This is a genomic window from Photobacterium sp. GB-56 (assembly GCF_003026105.1).
In the GTDB taxonomy this organism is placed as follows: Bacteria; Pseudomonadota; Gammaproteobacteria; order Enterobacterales; family Vibrionaceae; genus Photobacterium.
Map to the genome: position 1 here is coordinate 355,681 of NZ_PYNW01000003.1, position 22,072 is coordinate 377,752.

14 protein-coding genes are annotated in these 22,072 nt (G+C 41.4%); 9 read left to right on the forward strand and 5 right to left on the reverse strand.

Annotation, left to right across the window (positions count from 1 at the left end; translation table 11 throughout):
* Positions 1 to 287: 287 nt before the first annotated feature.
* Entirely contained in the window at positions 288 to 1,997 is a 1,710-nt protein-coding gene (locus tag C9J42_RS06130; RefSeq protein WP_107208399.1) for a L,D-transpeptidase family protein, read from the forward strand.
* A 190-nt stretch (positions 1,998 to 2,187) separates the two neighbouring features.
* Here the strand turns inward: C9J42_RS06130 and C9J42_RS06135 are convergent, their stop codons facing one another.
* A complete protein-coding gene (locus C9J42_RS06135; RefSeq protein ID WP_107208400.1) occupies positions 2,188 to 2,526 on the reverse strand; it encodes a cytosolic protein in 339 nt (112 codons plus the stop codon).
* A 285-nt stretch (positions 2,527 to 2,811) separates the two neighbouring features.
* On the opposite strand from C9J42_RS06135, the gene sigZ reads away from it, so the two are divergent.
* The 5 genes from sigZ (at position 2,812) to C9J42_RS06160 (ending at position 10,495) form a co-directional block, all read left to right on the forward strand.
* The gene (gene sigZ / locus C9J42_RS06140; protein WP_107208401.1) at positions 2,812 to 3,402 is read left to right on the forward strand and encodes an RNA polymerase sigma factor SigZ; all 591 of its coding nucleotides are present in this window, start codon (positions 2,812 to 2,814) and stop codon (positions 3,400 to 3,402) included.
* 216 nt (positions 3,403 to 3,618) lie between these two features.
* Positions 3,619 to 5,292 (forward strand): glutamate--cysteine ligase, encoded by a 1,674-nt coding sequence (gene gshA, locus C9J42_RS06145; protein ID WP_107208402.1) that lies wholly within the window; start codon positions 3,619 to 3,621, stop codon positions 5,290 to 5,292.
* Entirely contained in the window at positions 5,289 to 7,124 is a 1,836-nt protein-coding gene (locus C9J42_RS06150) for an ABC transporter ATP-binding protein (protein WP_107301783.1), read from the forward strand. Before gshA ends, C9J42_RS06150 begins: the two co-directional genes overlap by 4 nt.
* A complete protein-coding gene (locus C9J42_RS06155; RefSeq protein WP_107301784.1) occupies positions 7,114 to 8,943 on the forward strand; it encodes an ABC transporter ATP-binding protein in 1,830 nt (609 codons plus the stop codon). The genes C9J42_RS06150 and C9J42_RS06155 overlap by 11 nt, the downstream gene beginning before the upstream one ends.
* A gap of 28 nt (positions 8,944 to 8,971) precedes the next feature.
* Positions 8,972 to 10,495, forward strand: coding sequence for a glutathione synthase (locus C9J42_RS06160; RefSeq protein ID WP_107292799.1), 1,524 nt, complete (start codon positions 8,972 to 8,974; stop codon positions 10,493 to 10,495).
* A 501-nt stretch (positions 10,496 to 10,996) separates the two neighbouring features.
* Here C9J42_RS06160 and C9J42_RS06165 read toward each other — a convergent pair.
* Together C9J42_RS06165 and C9J42_RS06170 are read right to left on the reverse strand one after the other, a co-directional pair.
* Positions 10,997 to 14,431: a M66 family metalloprotease gene (locus tag C9J42_RS06165; protein WP_107301785.1), complete on the reverse strand. Its 3,435-nt coding sequence runs from the start codon at positions 14,429 to 14,431 to the stop codon at positions 10,997 to 10,999.
* 512 nt (positions 14,432 to 14,943) lie between these two features.
* Positions 14,944 to 15,642 (reverse strand): cytidine deaminase, encoded by a 699-nt coding sequence (locus C9J42_RS06170; RefSeq protein WP_107301786.1) that lies wholly within the window; start codon positions 15,640 to 15,642, stop codon positions 14,944 to 14,946.
* A 546-nt stretch (positions 15,643 to 16,188) separates the two neighbouring features.
* Here C9J42_RS06170 and C9J42_RS06175 point away from each other — a divergent pair.
* Both C9J42_RS06175 and C9J42_RS06180 read left to right on the forward strand, forming a co-directional pair.
* On the forward strand, positions 16,189 to 16,563 hold the full coding sequence (locus C9J42_RS06175) for a cupin domain-containing protein (protein ID WP_107301787.1): 375 nt from the start codon (positions 16,189 to 16,191) through the stop codon (positions 16,561 to 16,563).
* Between the two features lie 310 nt (positions 16,564 to 16,873).
* On the forward strand, positions 16,874 to 17,464 hold the full coding sequence (locus C9J42_RS06180; RefSeq protein WP_107301788.1) for a hypothetical protein: 591 nt from the start codon (positions 16,874 to 16,876) through the stop codon (positions 17,462 to 17,464).
* Between the two features lie 208 nt (positions 17,465 to 17,672).
* Here the strand turns inward: C9J42_RS06180 and gcvP are convergent, their stop codons facing one another.
* Positions 17,673 to 20,552 carry an aminomethyl-transferring glycine dehydrogenase gene (gene gcvP, locus C9J42_RS06185; RefSeq protein ID WP_107301789.1) on the reverse strand — a complete coding sequence of 960 codons (2,880 nt, stop codon included), beginning with the start codon at positions 20,550 to 20,552 and terminating at the stop codon, positions 17,673 to 17,675.
* 120 nt (positions 20,553 to 20,672) lie between these two features.
* The gene (gcvH, locus tag C9J42_RS06190; protein ID WP_107208410.1) at positions 20,673 to 21,053 is read right to left on the reverse strand and encodes a glycine cleavage system protein GcvH; all 381 of its coding nucleotides are present in this window, start codon (positions 21,051 to 21,053) and stop codon (positions 20,673 to 20,675) included.
* Positions 21,054 to 21,403: 350 nt separating this feature from the next.
* Between gcvH and C9J42_RS06195 the strand changes: the two genes are divergently transcribed.
* Complete coding sequence (locus C9J42_RS06195; protein WP_005365619.1) at positions 21,404 to 22,030, forward strand: helix-turn-helix domain-containing protein; 627 nt, start codon at positions 21,404 to 21,406, stop codon at positions 22,028 to 22,030.
* Positions 22,031 to 22,072 lie beyond the last annotated feature (42 nt).

The window sequence follows — 22,072 nt, forward strand, 5'->3', positions numbered from 1 at the left end:
CGCTTTTATTTACTATTTGTAAATAATGATTCACTGGCACTTTTGAGAAATTTATTTTAACAAAACAAACAATTAATGATCTTTATTGCATCATTTTTTATCAACCGCAATCGAACAAAGTTCAGGTTAAAATTTAATATTCCGAAAGTGTTATTTCCACTTATCGTTTTTTAGCATAAATTACTCACTATTAGTTACTTTGAAATCTTTGTCACTTTTTAATGAGAATGATTTAAATGCTAAGGAGGTAAAATTTTACTTCCTTAGTTTTAGTTAAGGAATGTTGGATGAAGTTTAGTCGAAAAAAAATAAATACATTCATTGGTTCGGTAATGGCGGTTTCGGCTTTATTGACTTGTGGCTCGGCTTTCGCTGCTAATAATGTGGCGCAACCAGATTTAGATTGGCATGTGTTAGATGGTGTTAAGATAAATAGCACTGCGTCTTTATGTCCGCAATCAACCGTAAAAGTGTGTAACGATAACATCTTAGATGCACTATATGCTGATAATAACTTCATGCCATTTTGGTTAAACCCTGCGCTTGTCAGTGCGATCATGCCGCAATTACAAGCGTTGGCAGATTCAGATACACTACCTGGTATGAAGCAGCGCCTACAAGAGTTGAAGAAATTAGAGACAAGGCAAGATGAGCGTGGCTTTGATTTACTATTAACGGATACCTATTTGGTGTACGTGGATTATGTGCACCAGTTAATGCAAGATCCTCGACCGTTATACAATTCACAGCCAGTAAAATTAACGCCTTTGTCGTTAACAATGGCGCAGAAATATTTCCCATTAACGGTTCAAAAAATCAATTCTCTTATTCCTTCTTCGCAGTTTGTTCCAACAATGGGGGTGATTAACCATTTATTAAGTTTGCCAGCTAACCCACTGGATTCAAGTGTTGTTCACTTCGATAAGGTTATTAGCATTGGTGAGCCGATCCCTTATGGCGACAAAGTTGCAACGGTGCTTTGGAATCTGGGTTATTTAACTCAGCCTGAGTATCAACAAGTTGTGGCTCAAGCAACAATTACCAATACTGGTGTGATTAACCAAGCGATCAAAGCTTTTGAAGGAAACTATGGCTTGAAGATGGACGGCATTATCGGGCCTGACGTTATGAGTCAATTAACACGCCCTTATTCAAGTTTGGTACGTCTTGCTGCATTAAACTTACAACGTGAGCGTTTTGCCCAATTAGAAGGGGATGGTCCACAAATTATTGTGAATATTCCTGATTACAAAATGACGCTATACGATAATCAAAAGCCAGTTTTTGAGTCGAAAATTATTGATGGGATGCCAAAACGTCCAACCAATTTGTTTCAGTCATACATTAATACGGTTGTGATAAACCCATACTGGTATGTACCTGAAACCATTAAAGTGCAGAATACGATTCCATCGGCTAAAGCAAATCCTAATTTCTTAACGAATAGTCGTATGGATGTGATTAATAGCTGGAGTGATCGCTCTGTTGTGCCACCGAGTTCTATTGACTGGGCAACGGTAAATCCAAAAACATTTACTCATGAGTTTCGTCAAGATCCTGGCCCTGAAAATGCGCTTGGACGAGTTGCATTTTTGATGCCTGATTCATTCTCTGTGTATATGCATGATGAAGCGCAATCAGAGTATCCATTGTTTAATCGTCGTCATCGCGATTTAAGCTCTGGCTGTATGCGTGTACAACAACCACGTAAAATGGCGACACTTATTTTGTCTTACCAAAATATGCCTAACTTGCCTTCTGTTGACGATATGATTAATACCAACAACCACCGTGAGATTGGCTTGGATACACATGTGAATCTTGATGTGGCTTACTTAACGGCATGGGTAACACCGAATGGTCAGTTAGCGATACGTCCTGATATTTACGGTTACGATAGCCCTCGCGCTAAACCGATTCAGAATCAATTTATTTCGATTCCCAATTACCGCACTCATCAACGTATGGCACTGGCATTGAATGGGCAAAGTAGTTAATTCGAAAGTAGGTTTTAGTTTCGAAGAATAAAGCGCTTATTCAGCGTATGAAAAAGGCTAAGTGCAATACACTTAGCCTTTTTGCTGTATTTAATCGGGCAATATTTATAGGCTGCTGTTAATAAATGAAATGCTGACGGATGAGCGGGGAGGGATGCCAATTTTTCGATGAGTAATTACTGATCAATTTTCAGTCTATTCGGGTTATAAAGGTTTGCTCGTCATCCACAAAAGCGACAAAGCCACCGTGATAGATGAACACTCGACCGCGTCCTTCAACGAGGCAAGCAAGTTGTGGGTTCAAACCTTCTTCGTTATCTTTGCTTTGAAATGTACCTGTATCGGTGATAACACCGCGGAGTACAGGCAAATACCCATAAGTCCGCTTGGCTTGATCAATCAGGCTTAATTCGCTGGTGGTAGAGAAGCAATAAGGTATTTTACCGGCTTCTTCGATAAACATAGTTTTGAATTCTTCAAAAGCTGTGATCACCAGCCAGTCAATGTCGTTAACGTGATGGATAAACATAGAGTTTCTCGGTAATTCTGATATGCAGATTCTATCACTATCAGGGCTGAGTGGAGTAGATATTGCGCCTAAAACTAGCGAGGTATTGAGAGTGACCGTGGCGACAAGAAACGTAAGCCTGAAAAAGTAGCTCATTTTGTTGCTTTCATTTGCGCGGACATGGGATGCCTTAAATGTGACAGGGAATGGTTGCTTGAATTGTTAGATCTTTGCGCTTTACCTACTCACTATATTTCGATTATTATCGAAATATAGTGAGTAGGTATCGATAATAGAGGAAACGCTATGTTAGCAGAGTGGCTCATACACAAAGATCAACTAAGAAGTTACATAGTGAAAAAGACGGGAGATCTTGATTTAGCTGATGACATTTTGCAGGACGTTTACATCAAGGCCAGTCAAAAGATTGAACAACTAGAATCGAGAGATAAGCTCCACAATTGGTTGTATCGCATTACGCATAATACGATTATGGATTTTTATCGGACTCAACAAATTCACGAAGAGCTGCTTGACAATCAAGTGGCAGAAGAAATGTCGGCAGAGCTAATTAACCTGCAAGCGGTGGCGCAGTGTTTACGTCCAATGTTTGATTGCTTGCCCGAGAAATACCGGCAAGTGATGATTCTTGCAGAGCTTGATGGATTGTCGCAGCAGGCTGTTGCTGAACAATTAGGGCTATCACTTTCAGCAACGAAGAGTCGCATTCAACGAGGTCGCGTAAAGCTAAAAGAGATCTTAATGGATTGCTGCAACATCGAAGCAGGAGGTGAGGGAATTGTCGATTTTGACCCTGATCCAAAGTGCGTAGAGTTCTGCAAAACAAGCGCGATGAATGACGGTGTTCATCAATCAGCCCAGGTGACCACACTCTAGATGATTTCTTGAATACTGGGGCGTACAACTGCATGATTTTTACTATGATGCACTTGTGACTGCCTCATTACCTTGCCTAACAACAGCGTTTTTTCCTTGCCTTTCCCATCCACATTTTCGTCAAAAATTAATTATAAAAATAGCGAATATTTTTGCGTCTTTTTTGGTTTTATTGCGTCTTCACAGAGTGAATAACACTTTTATTGAATAAGACAAATGAAAAATAAAGCCACCCCAATTGATATAGAGACTCTGGTTGATGAGTCGCTGTTGGTATTTATAGCAAGTGATGATGTGCAAGATACACTGCAAGGTGTTCGTCGTGGTATAGAGCGTGAAATGCTTCGAGTGACACCAAGTGCTCAGCTTTCGCACCGGCCCCATCCGAAATCGCTAGGTTCCGCACTGACTCACCCATACATCACGACCGATTTTTCAGAAGCACAGTTGGAACTAGTGACGCCTGCGGTGACCGGTAGAAAGGAAACATTTAAAAAATTGGCTTCGTTACACCACTTTGTAGCTACACATTTGCCGGAAGGTGAATCAATGTGGGCGGCAAGTATGCCTCCGTCTCTACCTTTAGATAGTGATATTGCGATAGCAAATTATGGCACATCCAATGTGGGTATGGCGAAGATGCGTTATCGAGAAGGCTTAGCAAACCGTTATGGAAAAAGAATGCAGCTTATTTCAGGCATTCATTACAATTTTTCGTTACCAAAACCTTTCTGGCAGATGCTTCATGCAAATACAGAAAGTCAATTGCCGCTAGAAGATTTTATTTCTGAGCGATATTTTCATCTGATCCGCAATGTTCTACGCAATGGTTGGATCATTCCATATTTGTTTGGTGCTTCACCCGCAGCCGACAAGAGCTATCTGCGAGATAAGCCTTATCAGTTACTGCAGTTAGATAGCACGACAGATTACTTACCTTGGGCGACATCGTTGCGCTTAAGTAACTTAGGGTACGGAAGTAGTGAGCAATCTCGATTCCCGATCAGCTTTAATAGCAAACAGGATTATCTGATCGGACTATGCAAAGCATTAACTCAACCCAGTGTGCAATATTCATACTTAGCAGAGCATCAACAGTTGAATGGTTCGGTTCTTCAACTCGAAAATGAATTATACGGTTCCATACGTCCTAAAATTGTCAATGCACAAATGCGCCCATTGGTGGCCATGTGTCATTACGGGGTGGAATACATAGAATTACGCAGTTTGGACAATAATCCTTTGTTACCGCTTGGTATTGATGAACTTCAAAGTCAATTCATCGATCTATTTCTACTTTACAGCGCATTATCGCCTAGCCCTGAAATAAGTAAGCAGGAAAGAACCTTGATTATGCAAAGGCAAGAGTTGGTCGCGACACAGGGCAGAAAGCCGAATTTGATGTTGCCTACCTTGAATGGTGAGGTGCTACTGACGGATTTGGCGAAACCACTAATGAACCTGTTAGCCAAAATGGCGACCATCATGGATGGCGGGCAGAATACTAATGGCTATGAGAAAGCCGTGATGCGTGAACAAGCCAAGTTTGATGCCAGCCAGTTAACGCCTTCAGCACAGATTTTAGCGGTTATGGAGCAAGAAAACCTAAACTTCACAACGTTAATGAAAAGCTATTCAGACGAGCACCAACAAGGATATTTGAGCGATACGCTCTCTGACGATGAAATGACACAATTACAAATGCTGGCATACAACTCTTTACTTGAGCAAAAACAGCTAGAGGCAGGAAATGAAGAAAACTTTGATGAGTATTTAGCCCAAAAACGTCATATCAATTGTGAAATGCCTTCTCGGGCTGATGCCGCGTTATCAATGCAAAGATATTCGATGCAATTTCAAGACAATAAAGAGCCAGCTAATCAATTATGAATATGCTTTGGAAATTAAAAGGCTACATCAAAATGTATGGCCGGCACTATCTCATTGCCCTTATCGCTTTGCAGTTGGTTGCTTTGATCAATTTGGTGCCTTCATGGCTGATCGGTCGAGTAGTCGACGGCATTAATCAAGGAACATTAGATGCACACAACCTAGTTATCTACGTCGGTGGAATCATTGTTTCGGGTGCGGCAATGTATGGTCTGCGCTTTGTGTGGCAAAGCAAGTTATATGGGGCGTCTATTGCGATTACTCGTGTAATGCGCAGTGAATTGTTTCAAAAGTTCTCACAACTTCCTCCTGCTTTTTATGCTCGCCGCAGTGCTGGTGATTTAATGGCGCATGCAACCAATGATCTTAACGCTGTTGAAGAGACTATGGGCATGGGAATTATGACGTTAGCGGACTCTTTCATCGCAGGTATAACCGTCATTTTAGGGATGATTTTTGTTGTCAGTGGTGAACTGACCGCCATTGCGCTGCTTCCCTTTCCGTTGTTAGTGCTGATCACTCGTCGTTATGGAGTGCAGCTACATAAAGCTTTTGGAAAGGCACAGTCTGCATTTTCTGATTTAACGGAAGAGACGCGTGAAACGGTATCGGGCATTCGTGCGGTTCGTACACACGGTATTTCTGGTCGTCAAGAACAACGCTTTGGACAAACCTTAGACCAAACGGTCGATGCCAATCTGACTGTAGCGAAAGTCGATGCAGCGTTCACTCCAACAATACAATTGGTTTACGGATTGTCGTTTGTGATCGCTCTTGGATACGGCGCATGGTTAATCGAACAGGGTAGTATCACTGTCGGTCTCTTTACGACTTTTACTTTGTACCTTGGTCAACTGCTGGGTCCATTTATGCAGTTTGGTTGGCAATTCAATGTCTTTCAACGGGGTAAGACCTCTTGGCGTCGGTTGGAGCATTTGTTTGCGGAACACTCGGAAGTGGTTGAGGGGGATCTAACATTAGCCAAAGATTCGGATTCAAGTATGTCATTTGATATCCGAGAATTTAGCTATGAGCAATCAAATCGAAGAGTTTTGGAGAGCGTAAAGTTTGAAGTGCCATCAGGTGGATTAGTGGGCATTACTGGGCCAACAGGTAGTGGCAAAAGTACGCTTCTGCATCTGGCTTTGCGTCAATTTAAACTTGAGCAGCCATCCAGTATTCATGTTTCAGGCATGCAAAGTGACAGCCTCACCTTTGATGCTTTGCGCAGCAAAATGGCTTGGGTTCCTCAAAAGCCGTATTTATTTTCCGGCACGATCGCAGAGAACATTGCCCTGTCAAAACCGAATGCGTCGTTGGCTGAAATAAAGCATGTGGCAGACATGGCTTCTATTCGAGCAGAAATTGAAGCGATGCCCGAGGGTTTTGATACCCGACTTAGAGAAGGCGGTACGAATCTATCGGGGGGCCAAAAGCAGCGATTAACACTTGCTAGAGCACTCCTGTCGGACACTGATATCTTGTTGTTAGATGATCCTTTCAGCGCATTAGATATAAAAACAGAGGCGCAAGTTCGTCAAAATTTACAATCGTATTATTCTCACAAAACGATGCTGCTTGTCACCCAGCGCCTGACCAACCTTATTGAAGCTGACCAAATCTTAGTATTAAACGATGGTCAGGTGGAGGAACGCGGTTCTCATCATCAATTATTGGCAAACCAAGGTTGGTATTCCATGGTTTATCAGCGTCAAAGTCAGTTAGGGGAGAAAGGCCCGTTGGTGAGCGCAGAAGCATTGCATGCACGTTCAAGCAGTACTTTTAACGTTAACAACGATCCTGCTCTGAAGGAGATCTACCATGGGAAATAATACGCTTTATCGCCGTTTGTTAGCGTTTGCATTGCCGCACAAAGCTCGTTTTGGTTTTGCATTTGTCATGTTGGGGCTAGCGGTCAGTGCAGAAATGACAATTCCTTGGTTGGCAAAAAGTGTCCTTGATGACGTAATCGTGCCTCAGCAATTTGAATGGCAACAGCTTATCTTTTTGATTGGGCTGGTTATGTTTTTTTACATTTTAGCTGCGGTGTTCGGGTATTTTCAGGCGGTCGCTTTTAAACACGGCGCATTGCTTGTGGTCAAAGATGTGCGCGAGCAGTTATTTCGCCATGTGCTGAACTTTCCCATTGCGACATTCGACAAGCTGCCGACGGGGAAGCTGGTCTCTTACATTACTAACGACACTGAGTCATTGCGAAATATGTTCGTGTCGACGCTACCTACCGTGGTTCAAGGATCCTTACGTATTTTAGCCACTTTTATTGCTATGGCGTTTTTAGACTGGCGTTTGATGTTATTAAGCTTGGTGTTGATCCCCATATTACTTGTGACCATGCATCTATATCGCAAGATTTCAACGCCAGTATTTGATGGCATTCGAGTTCAAGTCAGCAACATCAATGGCCAAATCAATGAGTCGTTACAGGGAATGGCGTTGATTCAAGCGTTTCGCCAGCAGAAACGCTTTCAAACCAAGTTTGAGAAAGAAAATCAAAGCTGGTTTAACTTCAGAACCAAATCGGTAGCTATTGATAGTTTGATGTTGTTGCCATTGACCCGTTTGATTGGGACGCTGACCGTAGCGGGTATTGTTGCCTGGTTTGCAGGGGCTTCAATGTCGACCGTTGTGGAAGTGGGCACCTTATACGCTTTCTTAAACTATGTTGAGCGATTCTTTGACCCGTTCCGACAGTTATCGATGGAACTGCATAAATTGCAGGTTGCTACGGTATCGTCAAAACGTATTTTTGAGCTACTAGACGATGAGTCTGAGGTTCATCATCAAGTGATGCCAGAGGTAGAGTTCAATGATAGTCACGATATTGAGTTTCGCAATGTCACTATGGGGTACGAAGAAGATAACCCCGTGCTTAAAGACGTTAGCTTTACAGCAAAAAGTGGTGAGTTCACCGCAATTGTCGGCCATACCGGAAGCGGGAAAAGCTCCGTAATCAATCTGTTAATGCGTTTTTATCAACAACAGCAGGGTGACATTTTCATTGGCGGGCAATCGCTTCGAACTCTTCCAGAAGCACAATTGCGTAAGTTGTTTGGCTTGGTATCGCAAGATCCAACCATCTTTAGTGGTTCAATTGAAGATAACATTAACTTATCTCACGATGTTCTTACCATTGATAAAACAAGTGCAAACACATTGGCGAAAAGCCGTGAGAGAGCGATTCATGCAGCCCAATTGGTGCAAGCAGACCGATTCATTCATCGTCTACCTGATGGTTTTGAACACAAACCAGGTAATGGCGGTGCCTCGCTTTCCGTTGGGGAAAGGCAGTTATTGGCGTTAGCTCGGGCGATTTCCCACGATCCGAAAATATTTCTACTCGATGAAGCCACGGCGAATATCGACAGTGAATCGGAAGAAGCGGTTAAACAGGCGCTTGATAATATCCAGGGCGGCAGAACGGTTATTGCTGTGGCACACCGGTTATCTACCATTCAAAACGCTGATCAGATTTTGATGATGAACAGCGGCAAGGTCGTACAAAGAGGCACACATCAAGAACTGATTGCTCAAGATGGCGACTATCGAGATTTGTACCTAAGTCAAAAAGCGCAAGAAGAACATGACACTCAAAACAGCACGCTTGGTTTAACCGCCGCCAGTGCAGCATAAATATTTAATTATGACGAGCAAGAACATTATGAAAAACCACACAACGCACATCGAATCTAATGATACTGATCAAACACAATTTGTATCTGAGCAAGTGATTGAAGACATCCTTGAGTGGGAAATCATGCACGGCGTAGCATTTCGTCAGGCTGACAATACCGCAAGGCATGTTCCCTTTAGTATTGCGCCGATGACAATGGAACGTTCAACGTATGACCACCTACGTAAGGTCACGCCATTGATTGCTAAATTGGTGAGCAACGTTTCTGAAGATCATCGTTTTCTGCAAACCTCATTGAGTGAGATGGCGAAAGCCGACCCGTTCTTTGGTCGCTTAATGGAGCTCCATCAACAAGCTCATGGCGATAAAACCGCCCCTAAGCAACCTGCTCGTCAGCCGCTGTTATTAATGAGAACAGATTTTATGGATGACCGACAATACGGGGCGAAAGTTATTGAATTTAATGGCATAGCGGCGGGAATGGGCCCTTTCGGTCAACGTGCTTTCGAGCTGCATCGTTTTGTTGAAAACCAATGGAACGAGGTTTACCGAGAGTGGCTAGAAGATGATTCAGCAACACCTGCCGATAACCAAGGATTGGAACAATTAGCCCTAGGCATCGCAACAGCAGCAAAAAAGGTTCAAGCTCATTTTGCTGATTCTGACAAGAATGGTGTAAGCAAAAATCCTGATCAAAAGCCAACATTCTTAATGATCGTCCAAAAAGGAGAAGACAATGTGTATGACCAACACCTATTGGAGGTGGCATTACATAAGTTGGGCGTTCGTACCGTTAGGCGTACATTCGAACAATTGAGCACTCAACTTTCAAGTGGTGATAACCAGCGTTTAATCCTTGATGGTGTTGGCGCTATTGATACCGTGTATTTACGCGCGGGTTACCAATATTCAGATTACTGCGCGCCAGAGTTGGATGAAGACATTTGTTGTCACACATTGAGCCAAACTCGCTTGTTTATTGAAAAGCATTACGTGGCGATGAATGCCACCATCAGTCAACAATTAGCGACGAGCAAATCTATGCAAATGCTATTAACGCAAATGCCAGCCGAAGCTTATATTCAATGGGGATTGTCCCTTAATGAAGCCCATTTAGTGAAAAGCGTTTTGGCAGAGATGAAGGCGATCACCGCAGAAAGTATTGAATGGTTTTATCAGAGTGCGAATAAAAAAGAGTGGGTATTGAAGAACCAAGGGGAAGGTGGCGGTCACTGCGTATTTGGAGAGGATATTAGTGCTATTTTGCAACGACTAAAGCCAGAAGAATACAATGCGTGGACGTTAATGCAGCGCTTGTACCCACATGAACGCGACACCCCAACCATTGCCGTTCGAGATGGCAAGCAAACCTTAGTTAGCGACCTTGTTAGTGAAGTGGGGCTTTTTACTGCGCATTATCAAGGCAAGCCTGTTACTGAAAATAACGGTTATGCTGGATACTTAATACGCAGTAAGCCCGCGAGTGAAAATGAGGGCGGAATACATAGCGGGCAGGGGATTTTGGACTCGTTAGTGTTGATTAATAACTAACTATATATTCGCGATGTACAACTTGAACGTGAGTTATACATCAGTGGTTAGTTCAAAGGTTTGGTTTAAGTTCTTTTTTGATCTGTTTGTAGGTGTTTAAGGAAACCTTTAATTTCATCAAAATCGGCTACAACTTCAATAATCGTTGAACATGAACGTATACCTGCGGCTGTGTCGTGACCAATACTATGTCATGAGGAAATACAATGATTTGGCGTTCTAGCGATTACTCCATTAACCTTTTGTGACTTTTTCACTCTATTCTAAGGGCACAAGGCTGGCAGCTCTTGGTTAAATACTTCCATGCCACAATAAGAAAATACACTCCAGAGCTCAGAAAGCGTCTGTCATCGATTCTGAGTGAAAATTCAGTGGAATCGCTCTTTAAGGGGACGCCAAGAATAAAAATCAGGCACATTGCAACTAATTAAAACCCCTAGTCATTTAATCAATAAGACTAGGGGTTTTCTATTATTGTGTCTTTATGTGGTTAGTTATTTATTAACGGTAGCTATATTGACCGAAGCCGTTAGAAAAAGTCCAATGCTTGCCGTTAGACCACTTAATCCCTGGAACTTGAGTACATTGTCCACCTGCATTAATGAAGCCTGCGCCATAAAAACCACTTGTGTTTACGCTACATAAATTTGCATGACTTCCTTCAACAGCTTTAACTGATTGACCTACTTGTGCAGGGTTGTTTAAAGACATCCACTCAAATTGGTTCAGCATTGATTGCAATGGCATTTCGCCTTGATTACTTGCCACTGAAATTTCTGAACCACCTGTGCACTGATAATCTCCATTACCAAAATCTTCAACGTAGCCATGTACTGTTTGTTCAACACCATTAATTGCTAACGGAAATCTACAAAGATACGGCTTTTCACTTCCTACACGCATTGTCGCTAATGAGGTACGATCTCTTACTGACAAAGTGCTAGGATCAAAGCCGTTAGTATGAGCAAACCAGCTTGATGGAATATTCGATTCAAGAGCTTCGTACCCGTGCTCTTGCCCTATAATTACAGGTCCTTTTAGGTCATCTGCTGCAGGGTTTCGAAGTGTCGATTGTGAATCTAACACTGTTTTTGTACCAGAAGTTGATGCGCACTCAATGGAGATACGTGTTGGGTGATTATCTGCTGGTAAATTGAGGTGTAGTTTGTTGCTTTCATTATTGTTATAGCGGTGGCCGTTCAATGCAATTTTAGTGGCATCACCATTTTCAGTCTCAACAATAAGTTGGCACTGCTTTTGTGATGTAAAGCTGTATTGTTTTATTCCGCCTTGGTGATTTACGTATGACCAATTAGCTCCATTATTATGTTTTACGCCATCAATTTGCATACATTTATCGTTTTCTATAAATCCAGCACCATCGTGGGATGTTCCTGGTTTATCTAATGTACACAATGTTTTTTCACCCAGTTCCATTGTTGGAGTGTAGGTTACATAGCCTTCTGTTTCGCCTTTCGTGGCCAGTAACATGTAGTCATTGAAAGCCGACACTGGTACTTCGCGCTCATTGTTTACAGACCAATACATATCTGAAGAAACTTGGCATATGCCTGTTTCGCTATTTTCAAAGCCGACAAAATTCGCAGTCTGCCCGTTCATGTTAGTATAACTAAACTGACATAATGGTAACCAGTTATTGTCTATTTTAATTGTTTGCCACTCTGTATTATTTCGATCCTCTTCATTTAACTCGACAGTTGAAACCCATCCTTCAAGTTGAGAAGGTGTTGTAGAGGGCTCTGGTAGCTCGAATAAATTACCGTAGTTTGAGTAAATCAATGGGTATATTTGACTTGGATTTTTTTCTGTTGGGTCATAGATACCTAAGACAGTAATTACAGGCACACCTTGTTGACTTGGCTTATTAAAGTTGGTTTCTGAATCAGTATATCGCTGACTTTCATGATCCCATTGAACAAAGCCTGTGGAGCTATTTAGATCAAGGTTGTTAGACTGATTAAACCAATCCTGAGTCATGCGAGTTGCAATTGGGTGCTCCAAAGTATAATGGCTTATTAGGCCAGTTAATGGATGCTCGCCACCTCCCATAGCCTCACGCATAAAGCGGAATTCATTTGCAAATGGCGGCACACTTTCTCCGCTATTTTCATTCGTCATTGTTATCGGATCATCTGACCAATGAATATTTCCAATAAAACGTTGGTATCGTGCATCCCAGCCCCAACCAGACTCCATATCGTGAATAGATGCGTTTTGAGGATGGTGGCCTCTATTATAGTTATGGCCTAATTCATGAGACCATTCATTGCCACGTGTTGAACTTAATGTAACTATGCCACCACCGCCGCTCAATCCATGGTTGACGACATTAGAAGTGATGACTCCGGTGTCTGGATCTTTCGATAAGTAGCGTCCGCGATTGTTGTGGGCAGTAATATGGCTAAATGGGCGAGGCCAACTTGCATCACCTCCAGCAGTATCTACTATGCCAAAGTTTGCATTGTTAATACCTAAAGAAATCAGATTCTTGCCAATATACTCACGCATATCACCAGCATAAATTCCGGCATTTTCATATTCACTAGCTTTGGTGTAGACCTTTCCGTTAGGCATGGTGACTTTACGTAGATGTAATGGTGTATAGTCTGCCATAACCATCTTAGATACAGGTATCTTTTGGAAATAATCAGTAGCTAACTGTGCCATGTCATCAATCATCTCATATTGGTCGCGCGGTTCAACCAGCATACCTATATCAATATTTTGAAGAACTAGCTCAGGTGCACCACCAAAAACGAAAAGATTTTCCGTTATTTCTCCCTCACGGTTGCGATTGTCGCTAAATTTAAGTGACAAGCCAGGTTTCATCCATTCCCAGCTTAATGGTAGGCTCCATGCGTGGTGTGAGAATATGACTTTGCTTTTGCCGTTATCGCGCTGATCTGTATCAGGGAGTGCGCTTGGTGGGTTCATGAGGTGGCGCCCCATAGTTACTCCATCAACAACTACTTCAACCCATAATTGATGAATATTTCTCGCTTTAGGTGTTACTAATAATAAGCCTTCTCGATCCATTATTAGATTAGGATGGTTTATTTCATCATTCCCGTAAGGAGCAACGCTTGTATGTGTTTGTGCAATAGCAACATTTGCACTCAAATTGCCAGCCAAATGATTAATACCATTACGGCTATCATTGTAACTTAATCGTAGCGGTAACGTTTTGACACTAATCGTCTTATCGTCACACCCATGCTGATTACACTCAATTAACTTTACTGAGTATTCAGTATTGGGTGCAAGTTCTGGTATATAAAAACCTGAATTGTTAGCACTGTATTGATATGTTATTGAAGACTCGCCCGGCTTATTTGCTGTTAATTCGATTTTATAACTGTTGCCTTCGACAGTCTGATCCCAAGCTAGCTGCATACCAACATCAGAAACTGAAGCCACTTTAAATCCTGTAATAACAGGTATTGACGAATCACTGCATTCAGACGTTAATACTCGTTGTACTTCTGCCGTTTCCCACTCATAACTTCCGTCATCAGTTTGAGAGCCACGCGCTGCAGGTACATATTCTGCAAAGCATCCGCTGCCATCAGGATTTATTACCCCCCATTCGCGGTGCAGTAAATAAAAGCCACCGTTATATGAAATATACTCCCAGTCAGGGCCTACGAATGGGAACGCGCTACTGTAATCATCATTAGCGTTGCTTAATGGGAATATCGGTGCATTCTCATGGTTTAACTGGTACTCTTTTCCATTGAATTGTAGGTACCGTATACCACCTCTTTCTATGACATTCTCTGGATTATATGCCATCTCCTGCATTTGATTGATGGTTTCGAACGTATCTGCGGCTATGGTGGTTAATGTATGCTCTGAAGCAAGAACGCCTGTGCTTAATAGGCCACTAATGACTAGTGATAGCATTTTCATTTTCATTCTTGTTTGCTCTTGTAATATCCTGAATTAGGATGAATTATTAATACCTAATTAGAATGAAAACTAAATGTTTGATATGTAACAAAAAGCGCTAAAAAAAGTACAAAAAAGTATCTTTTTTCATTGGATACCACTAGAGCATTCTCATTTTCTTCAAAAGATTCTAAATTAGTTAAATATTTCAATAAAATAAGACCAATAAAAGCAACAGTACGCATATTGGTATGGCAAAAAAACTAAACATTTTAGTTGAATAATAATATAAGTTATTGAATATTGTTTTTTACTTGGTGATGAGTATTCTCCCATCACCCGCGGGGCGATATGATTAGTGTCTAAAATTCGAAGGCGGTCGTGCATTGATAGCAGGCTTACAGAATCGGTTGGTATTTATCTCGTTATGTTCCCTCGTAATGACATCTACGAGGGAACATAATGCGGTACAATCAACAAATGCCGTTCACACTTATGTGAACGGCATTTACCCAATAGGCTTTTTTCAATGGCTTTAATTATAATAGTTCCGGTAGTCGATTTGCCGCTCTTTCCAACGCAAGATTGACAACCTTCGTAATTTCCGGGTATTGATTATCTGAATCATCCCAATCAACATCTTCTGGTAACAGTACTTCTTCTAAAATTCGATGCTCCATTACGATCTTATTGTTTCCCAGATCAACCAGCGTGACCTCCGCATTCACATAGCCACGAGGTTTTGAAAGGGGAATAAAGCCGTAGTAATCACGCAGCGTGCCCGCAGCCATGATTTGGATAACAAGTAGATGTGTTGCTTGATACTGATCCTTCACGACAGAAACATCGTAATCGAAGTAACCTTTTTTAAGTTCATCTTTTGGAAGTTTATGTTCCTCGGTCGCTTTATAATATTCTGGGATAATTACGCTGTGGCTTCCCCGGTTCTCTATCAATTTCGCCACTTTTGACTTGCCTACTTCAAACTTATCATGCGTTAGTGATTGAATATGAGTTTCAACACTATCAGTCACCATTTCGTTGATAGCAAGATCAAGTAAACCTTCAGCACCTGATCGATGCGCCTGCATTTCTGGTGGTTGGACAAATGCAACTGCGATATTTTTATCTCCTCCCGTTTGCCAAAAGTCAGACGGAATATCCATTGCTTTTTTAGATACACAGCCAGACAAAAGCATTACTGCTAAAGCACAACTGATAATTCTTATATATCTCATAATGTTACTTCCCTTTATTATATGAGAAAAAAAGGCTATCAATGGCATTGTCAATGTACAATGTATCGTAAATTAAAAAATGACAAACTGTGATTAATTACCTAGTGGCGGTGGTAGTAGGGGTTATTACAATTTAAAACTTGGATCGATAAAGCAAACTTTTGCGTTTGTTTTTTATTCAATATGAGCCGCTGCAAATTCAGTTTCATTTCTTTTTTATCAGGGAACATAATATTCGTTACTCCTAATAACATTCATGTCCGACATAATAAATACTGGCCACAACGTTAAGTGACTTTTCATTCCTGCAGTTATTCATGATGTACTAATTTTCCCGAAAATGATTTCTGTGGCACATGAGTTAGCTATTTGGGCTAGCTTATTTATCAGACTCATCCTCTCATGAATCATTAGGTGTAAAAAAATGCTATCAATCTCATAATATATAAAGATTATATCGAGTATGATGAAGGTATTTTATGAGTATATTTTTGTATAAAAGTAAGAATACTTATCAATACACTGATGTAGATAAAGGAATGGAGTATGTCTAAAAGCACAGCAACATATTGGAATGTATTGGCCGAATCAAATAAGAGCAAGTGGGAACCGATTGAAGATAGTTCAGGTATGCTTGAGCAATTAACGCTTGCTATAGATGAAATATCAGGAGATTACACTCGACTTACTCGTTTTAAGGCAGGTGCAGATACAAAAGAGTTTGGTGGTAAATCACATGATTATCCAGAGGAAATATTTATCATCTCCGGTAGGCTTTATGATATGGCATTTGATCAGTGGTTGGAAGCAGGGCATTTTGCAAGTCGTCCACCCGGAGAAGTACATGGCCCGTTTATTTGCGACGAGGATTGTTTAGTATTAGAGGTATCTTTTCCAAGTCAGAGTATAAAAATTACATAACAAAGCCCATTAAATCGGCTGACAAAACACGGTATTTTCGCTTATGTGTAGCCGTGTATTTTGCACTGTTTATGGCAGCCGTTACCCTATTTTTCTTAATACTACCAGTCTAAATAAAGCAGATAGCCTAACTGGTTTTTGTCTCAACGTTTGCTAGAAGCCTTAATTTGTTAGAACTCTAAAATAGCCTTACATGGTGAGCTGTCTGAGCATAATGTCTGGTAACGAGTACAATCTGATGAGAATTGATGGTATAGCTCATTGTCTCGTACTAGAATTTAAAAATCTCTCAAATAATGATTAAACTCCAATGATACTATATATAATTCTGATAGTTATATTTCTGTGCTTTGCTTGCTGGTATGACGGGTGGTGGATTTCACCACTTACCGAAAAGGAAGGAAAAGATTTATATAAAGCAGTAAGTGGGCAACGTGTAGAAGATCAACCTAAAACCACGGTTAACCCCAATGCCGTTGATTTGTTTGCTAGAACTGACAATGGAAAAGCGTTTTACATGCTCAACCTTATTAAGGACAAAAAAGATCTAGAAAGTAAGGATATGGGAGCACTTGAAAGTATAGATAGAAATTACGCTAAGGTTGTTTTCCCTCTTTTATTTAAGCATGGCTGTCACCCCGTTCTCGTATCAAAACCACTCTCTACTTTTTCACAACCAACTACTGAAGAAGAATGGGACGCTATTTTCATTATAAGATATAGAAGCAGAAGAGATCTTTATAAGATAGTAACCAATCCTGAATTTCAAAAAGCTTGGGAGTTTAAATTGTCATCTATTCAAAATACCACGGTTATTCCCTCTATTCCTGTATTACAAGGAATAAACTTAAAGTGGATTGTTGGGCTAATATTAATTTTAATTGGATGGATTAGTGCATAAAGCTTGAGGGAACGGCACGAATTATAACTTTATATTAAAGGCTTTTGCTATTTCAGAACGGTATTGATAGACGTAAATTAATAAATATTCACCCGAACAATATCGATCACCCTGTATATTTGTCCCATTCAAAAAAAGCGAACCTTGTGGGTTCGCTTTTTAATTTTGTAATAAGTTAACGAACGTAATTCGTTATTTCAAATAAGCTCTAGTCTTCAATATAGTTTTCAATACTCGGGCAAGAGCACACAAGATTACGATCGCCAAATACGTTATCAACACGGTTAACACTTGGCCAGTATTTCGCTGCTTTGGTGTGTGCTGATGGGAAACAAGCGACTTCACGGCTATAAGTGTGGTTCCACTCTGATTCCATCATATCAACTTGGCTGTGTGGTGCGTTAACCAGTGGATTATCGTCTAATGGCCACTCGCCAGACTGAACAAGGTTGATTTCTTCTTTAATCGCAATCATCGCGTCACAGAAGCGATCCAGCTCTGTAATGTCTTCAGATTCGGTTGGTTCAATCATTAATGTACCAGCAACAGGGAACGACATGGTTGGCGCATGGAAGCCATAATCCATTAATCGTTTTGCGATATCTTCTTCTGAAATGCCAGAGGCATCTTTGATCGGGCGTAAATCTATAATGCATTCGTGTGCAATACGACCTTCAGTACCACGGTATAAAACAGGGTAGTGTGGGCGAAGACGTTCCATCACGTAGTTTGCATTTAAGATAGCAAGTTCAGTGGCTTGGGTTAAACCTTGTTCTCCCATCATCGCAATGTAAGCGTAAGAGATAGGTAAAATAGACGCTGAACCTAATGCTGCCGCAGATACGGCATATTGCAGTTCATCGCTATTTGTATCTTCAACATGTCCCGGTAAGAACGGTGTAAGGTGCGATTTAACACCAATAGGTCCCATACCTGGGCCGCCGCCACCGTGAGGAATACAGAAGGTTTTGTGTAGGTTTAAGTGAGAAACATCTGAACCAATAAAGCCTGGGCTAGTTAAACCTACTTGCGCGTTCATGTTAGCACCATCAAGGTAAACCTGACCGCCAGCTTCATGGACAAGATCACACACTTCTTGTACTGCTTCTTCATACACGCCATGGGTAGACGGGTAGGTGATCATGATACATGACAGTGCATCACGGTGTTTTTCGATTTTGGCTTTTAGATCATCAATATCGATATTACCTAACTCATCACAGCCAACCACAACCACTTTCATCGAAACCATCGCCGCAGACGCTGGGTTAGTACCGTGCGCAGAGCTTGGGATCAAACAAACATTACGGTGGCTATCGCCATTGGCTTCATGGTAACGCTGAATAGCGATTAGACCTGCATATTCACCTTGTGCACCAGAATTTGGTTGTAGCGAGAACGCATCATAACCTGTGATTGAGCACAGCATTTCAGAGAGGTTTTTAGCTAATTCTTGATAGCCTAATGTTTGTGTTTGTGGCGCAAATGGGTGCAGTTGTCCAAATTCAGGCCAAGTAACTGGGATCATTTCGGCTACTGCATTTAGCTTCATGGTACAGCTACCCAATGGGATCATGCCGTGAGTTAATGAGTAGTCTTTGTTTTCTAGCTGCTTCATGTAACGCATCATTTGTGTTTCGCTATGGTAGCGGTTAAACACAGAGTGGGTTAAGTATGCACTGCTTCGGCGACACGCAGGTGGAATAGCAGCGAATTCATCTGCGGCAATGTCATCACTGAACATCGACACTTTAAGATCTTGATTGGTAAATAAGCTAAGTAGCTGCTCGATATCTTCTGCAAGGGTGGTTTCATCAATACTGATACCCAACTTATCGCTGTATTTACGAAGGTTGATACCGGCATCAAGCGCTTTTTGATATAGCGCGTCAGTTTGAGATCCTGTTTTGATTGTTAGCGTATCGAAGAAGTGTTGGTTTTCTAGTTCAAAACCATTATTGCGTAAGCCAGCAGCTAAAACGGCAGTAAAGTGGTGAACACGACGACCAATTTTCTTCAAGCCTTCAGGACCATGGTACAGGGCATAAAACGCTGCCATGTTGGCAAGCAGTGCTTGCGCTGTACAAATGTTAGATGTCGCTTTTTCACGGCGAATATGTTGTTCACGGGTTTGCATTGCCATGCGCAGTGCTTGATTGCCTTTGGCATCTTTAGATACACCAATGACACGACCTGGCATCGTACGCTTGTGTTTATCTTTGGTTGCCATAAAGCCAGCATGTGGACCACCAAAGCCCATTGGCACACCAAAGCGTTGCGCACTACCAATAACCACATCTGCGCCCATTTCACCCGGTGCTTTTAATACCGTTAATGCCAGTAGATCAGATGCTACCGCGACGAGTGTTTTCTTCTCATGTGCCGCATCAATGATGTCGGTTAGATCTTGTAATTCGCCGTTGCTGGCAGGGTATTGCAGTAAAGCACCGAATACATCGTGTTTCGCGAGATCTTCTGCACTACCTGTAATGATTTCAAAGCCAACGTATTTTGCACGTGTAATGACAACATCAATAGTTTGTGGGTGAAGATCGGTTGAGATGAAAAACGCATTGCTTTTGTTTTTGCCCGCGCGTTTACATAGCGTCATGGCTTCTGCTGCGGCAGTAGCTTCATCCAGCAGTGATGCATTAGCCAGCTCCATGGCGGTTAGATCCATGATCATTTGCTGATAGTTAAGCAGAGATTCTAAACGGCCTTGAGATATTTCTGGTTGGTAAGGGGTATAAGCGGTATACCAACCTGGATTTTCTAATACATTGCGAAGAATAACATTTGGGGTAAACGTGTTGTAATAACCCTGACCAATATAACTTTTATTGATGATATTTTTGCCAGCGATCTGCTTAAGATCTGCCAGCATTGCCGCTTCACTTTGTGCCTGTGGTAATGTCATCGGCTCTGTTAAACGAATGGAAGCAGGAACAGTTTGCGCTATAAGCTGGTCAATACTACCAACACCTATAGTTTCTAACATTCGCTGTTGCTCGAGTGCATTAGGGCCATTATGGCGATGTGAAAAATCGTTATCGTCACTGAGGGCTTGAAGAAAAGTAGTATTGGTCATGGTTCTTTCCTGAACGTTGTCCTAATTACCAGTGTCTGGCTTTAGGGGTATTCATCGGTAATGCTGTAAATGGCAAAGCAACAAAGATCGAGTGCTGTACCCGATCTTTGTTTTTATAATTTAGTCTTCTTCAATTGAAGCAAGATAGGTTTCAGCATCAATTAATGTTGCCAATTCATCAGAATCGCTAAGTTTGATGGTTGCAATCCAGCCGCCTTCATAAGGTTCTTCATTAACCAGTTCAGGGCTGTCTTCTAAATCTTCATTAATCGCAACAATTTCACCTGTGATAGGGGCGTAAATGTCAGAAGCGGCTTTTACTGATTCCACTAAAGAGAAGGCATCACCAGCATCTGTTGTATCACCAACTTCAGGTAAATCAACAAATACCACATCGCCTAATAAACCTTGCGCATGATCAGAAATACCAACTGTCACTGTTCCATCACCGTTATCACGGATCCATTCGTGGCTACTGGTAAACTTTAATGTTGATTCCATGTTTGTACTCCTTAACCCACCGGTTATATGGTTATTTGATAAAAGTTTCTTATAGTGGAACACGTTTTCAATATCTATTGTGCGATTCTACGCAAACGTTTGCTATTTGTCATGTTTATTTGTTTCTAACATGGTTATACTAAGTTTAAATTTAGTTAATAAACGCTGATTTTCATCACTAAATCCATAATATTACCTATTTATAAATGGATTTAACGATAATGTATGCCTCATAGGTAACATTTTTTTAAAAAGATCATGACTTTGTGATGTGAGTTTTATTAAGTTTCCTATAAGAAACTATGATGGAGGTCGAGAGTTGTGGCGGCTGAGCTGAAGAAGGAAGTGATATGACAGATGAATATATCCACGATGTTTATCCATCGATGCGGATCGAAAAAACTCAAGCCGCAGAGCATATTGCGCCTTTAAAGTTAGGTGAGAGGCTAAAAGAAATTCGTGTTTCTTTAGGTCTAACCCTTGAAGAAGCCAGTAAGCGTACAGGACTTGCACGCTCAACCTTGTCAAAGATTGAAAATGAGCAAATATCTCCGACGTTTCAAGCGATGCAGAAACTCGCTACAGGCTTGGCTATCGACATCCCACAACTTTTTGAACCACCGAAAACCATCACCGCCTCGGGTAGACGTGATATTACGCGCTATGGTGAAGGTCGACCTCATCCCACTTCAACCTATGAACATGAACTGCTTGCTACGCAATTAACAAATAAAAAGATGATGCCGTTTAAATCGCACGTGCGTGCACGATCGTTTGATGATTATAGCGAGTGGATCCGCCATGACGGCGAGGAGTTCTTACTGGTATTAAAAGGTGAAATCACTTTTTTCTCTGAGTTTTATGAGCCGATTCATTTAGTCGAAGGGGATTCAGCCTATTACGACGCGACAATGGGCCACATGCTGACATCTGTTAGTGAAGAAGATGCATTAATTCTTTGGGTGACGGCATCTTAGTGTCATCGAACGGTTTATAGCATCAACCAGTTTTACAATTAC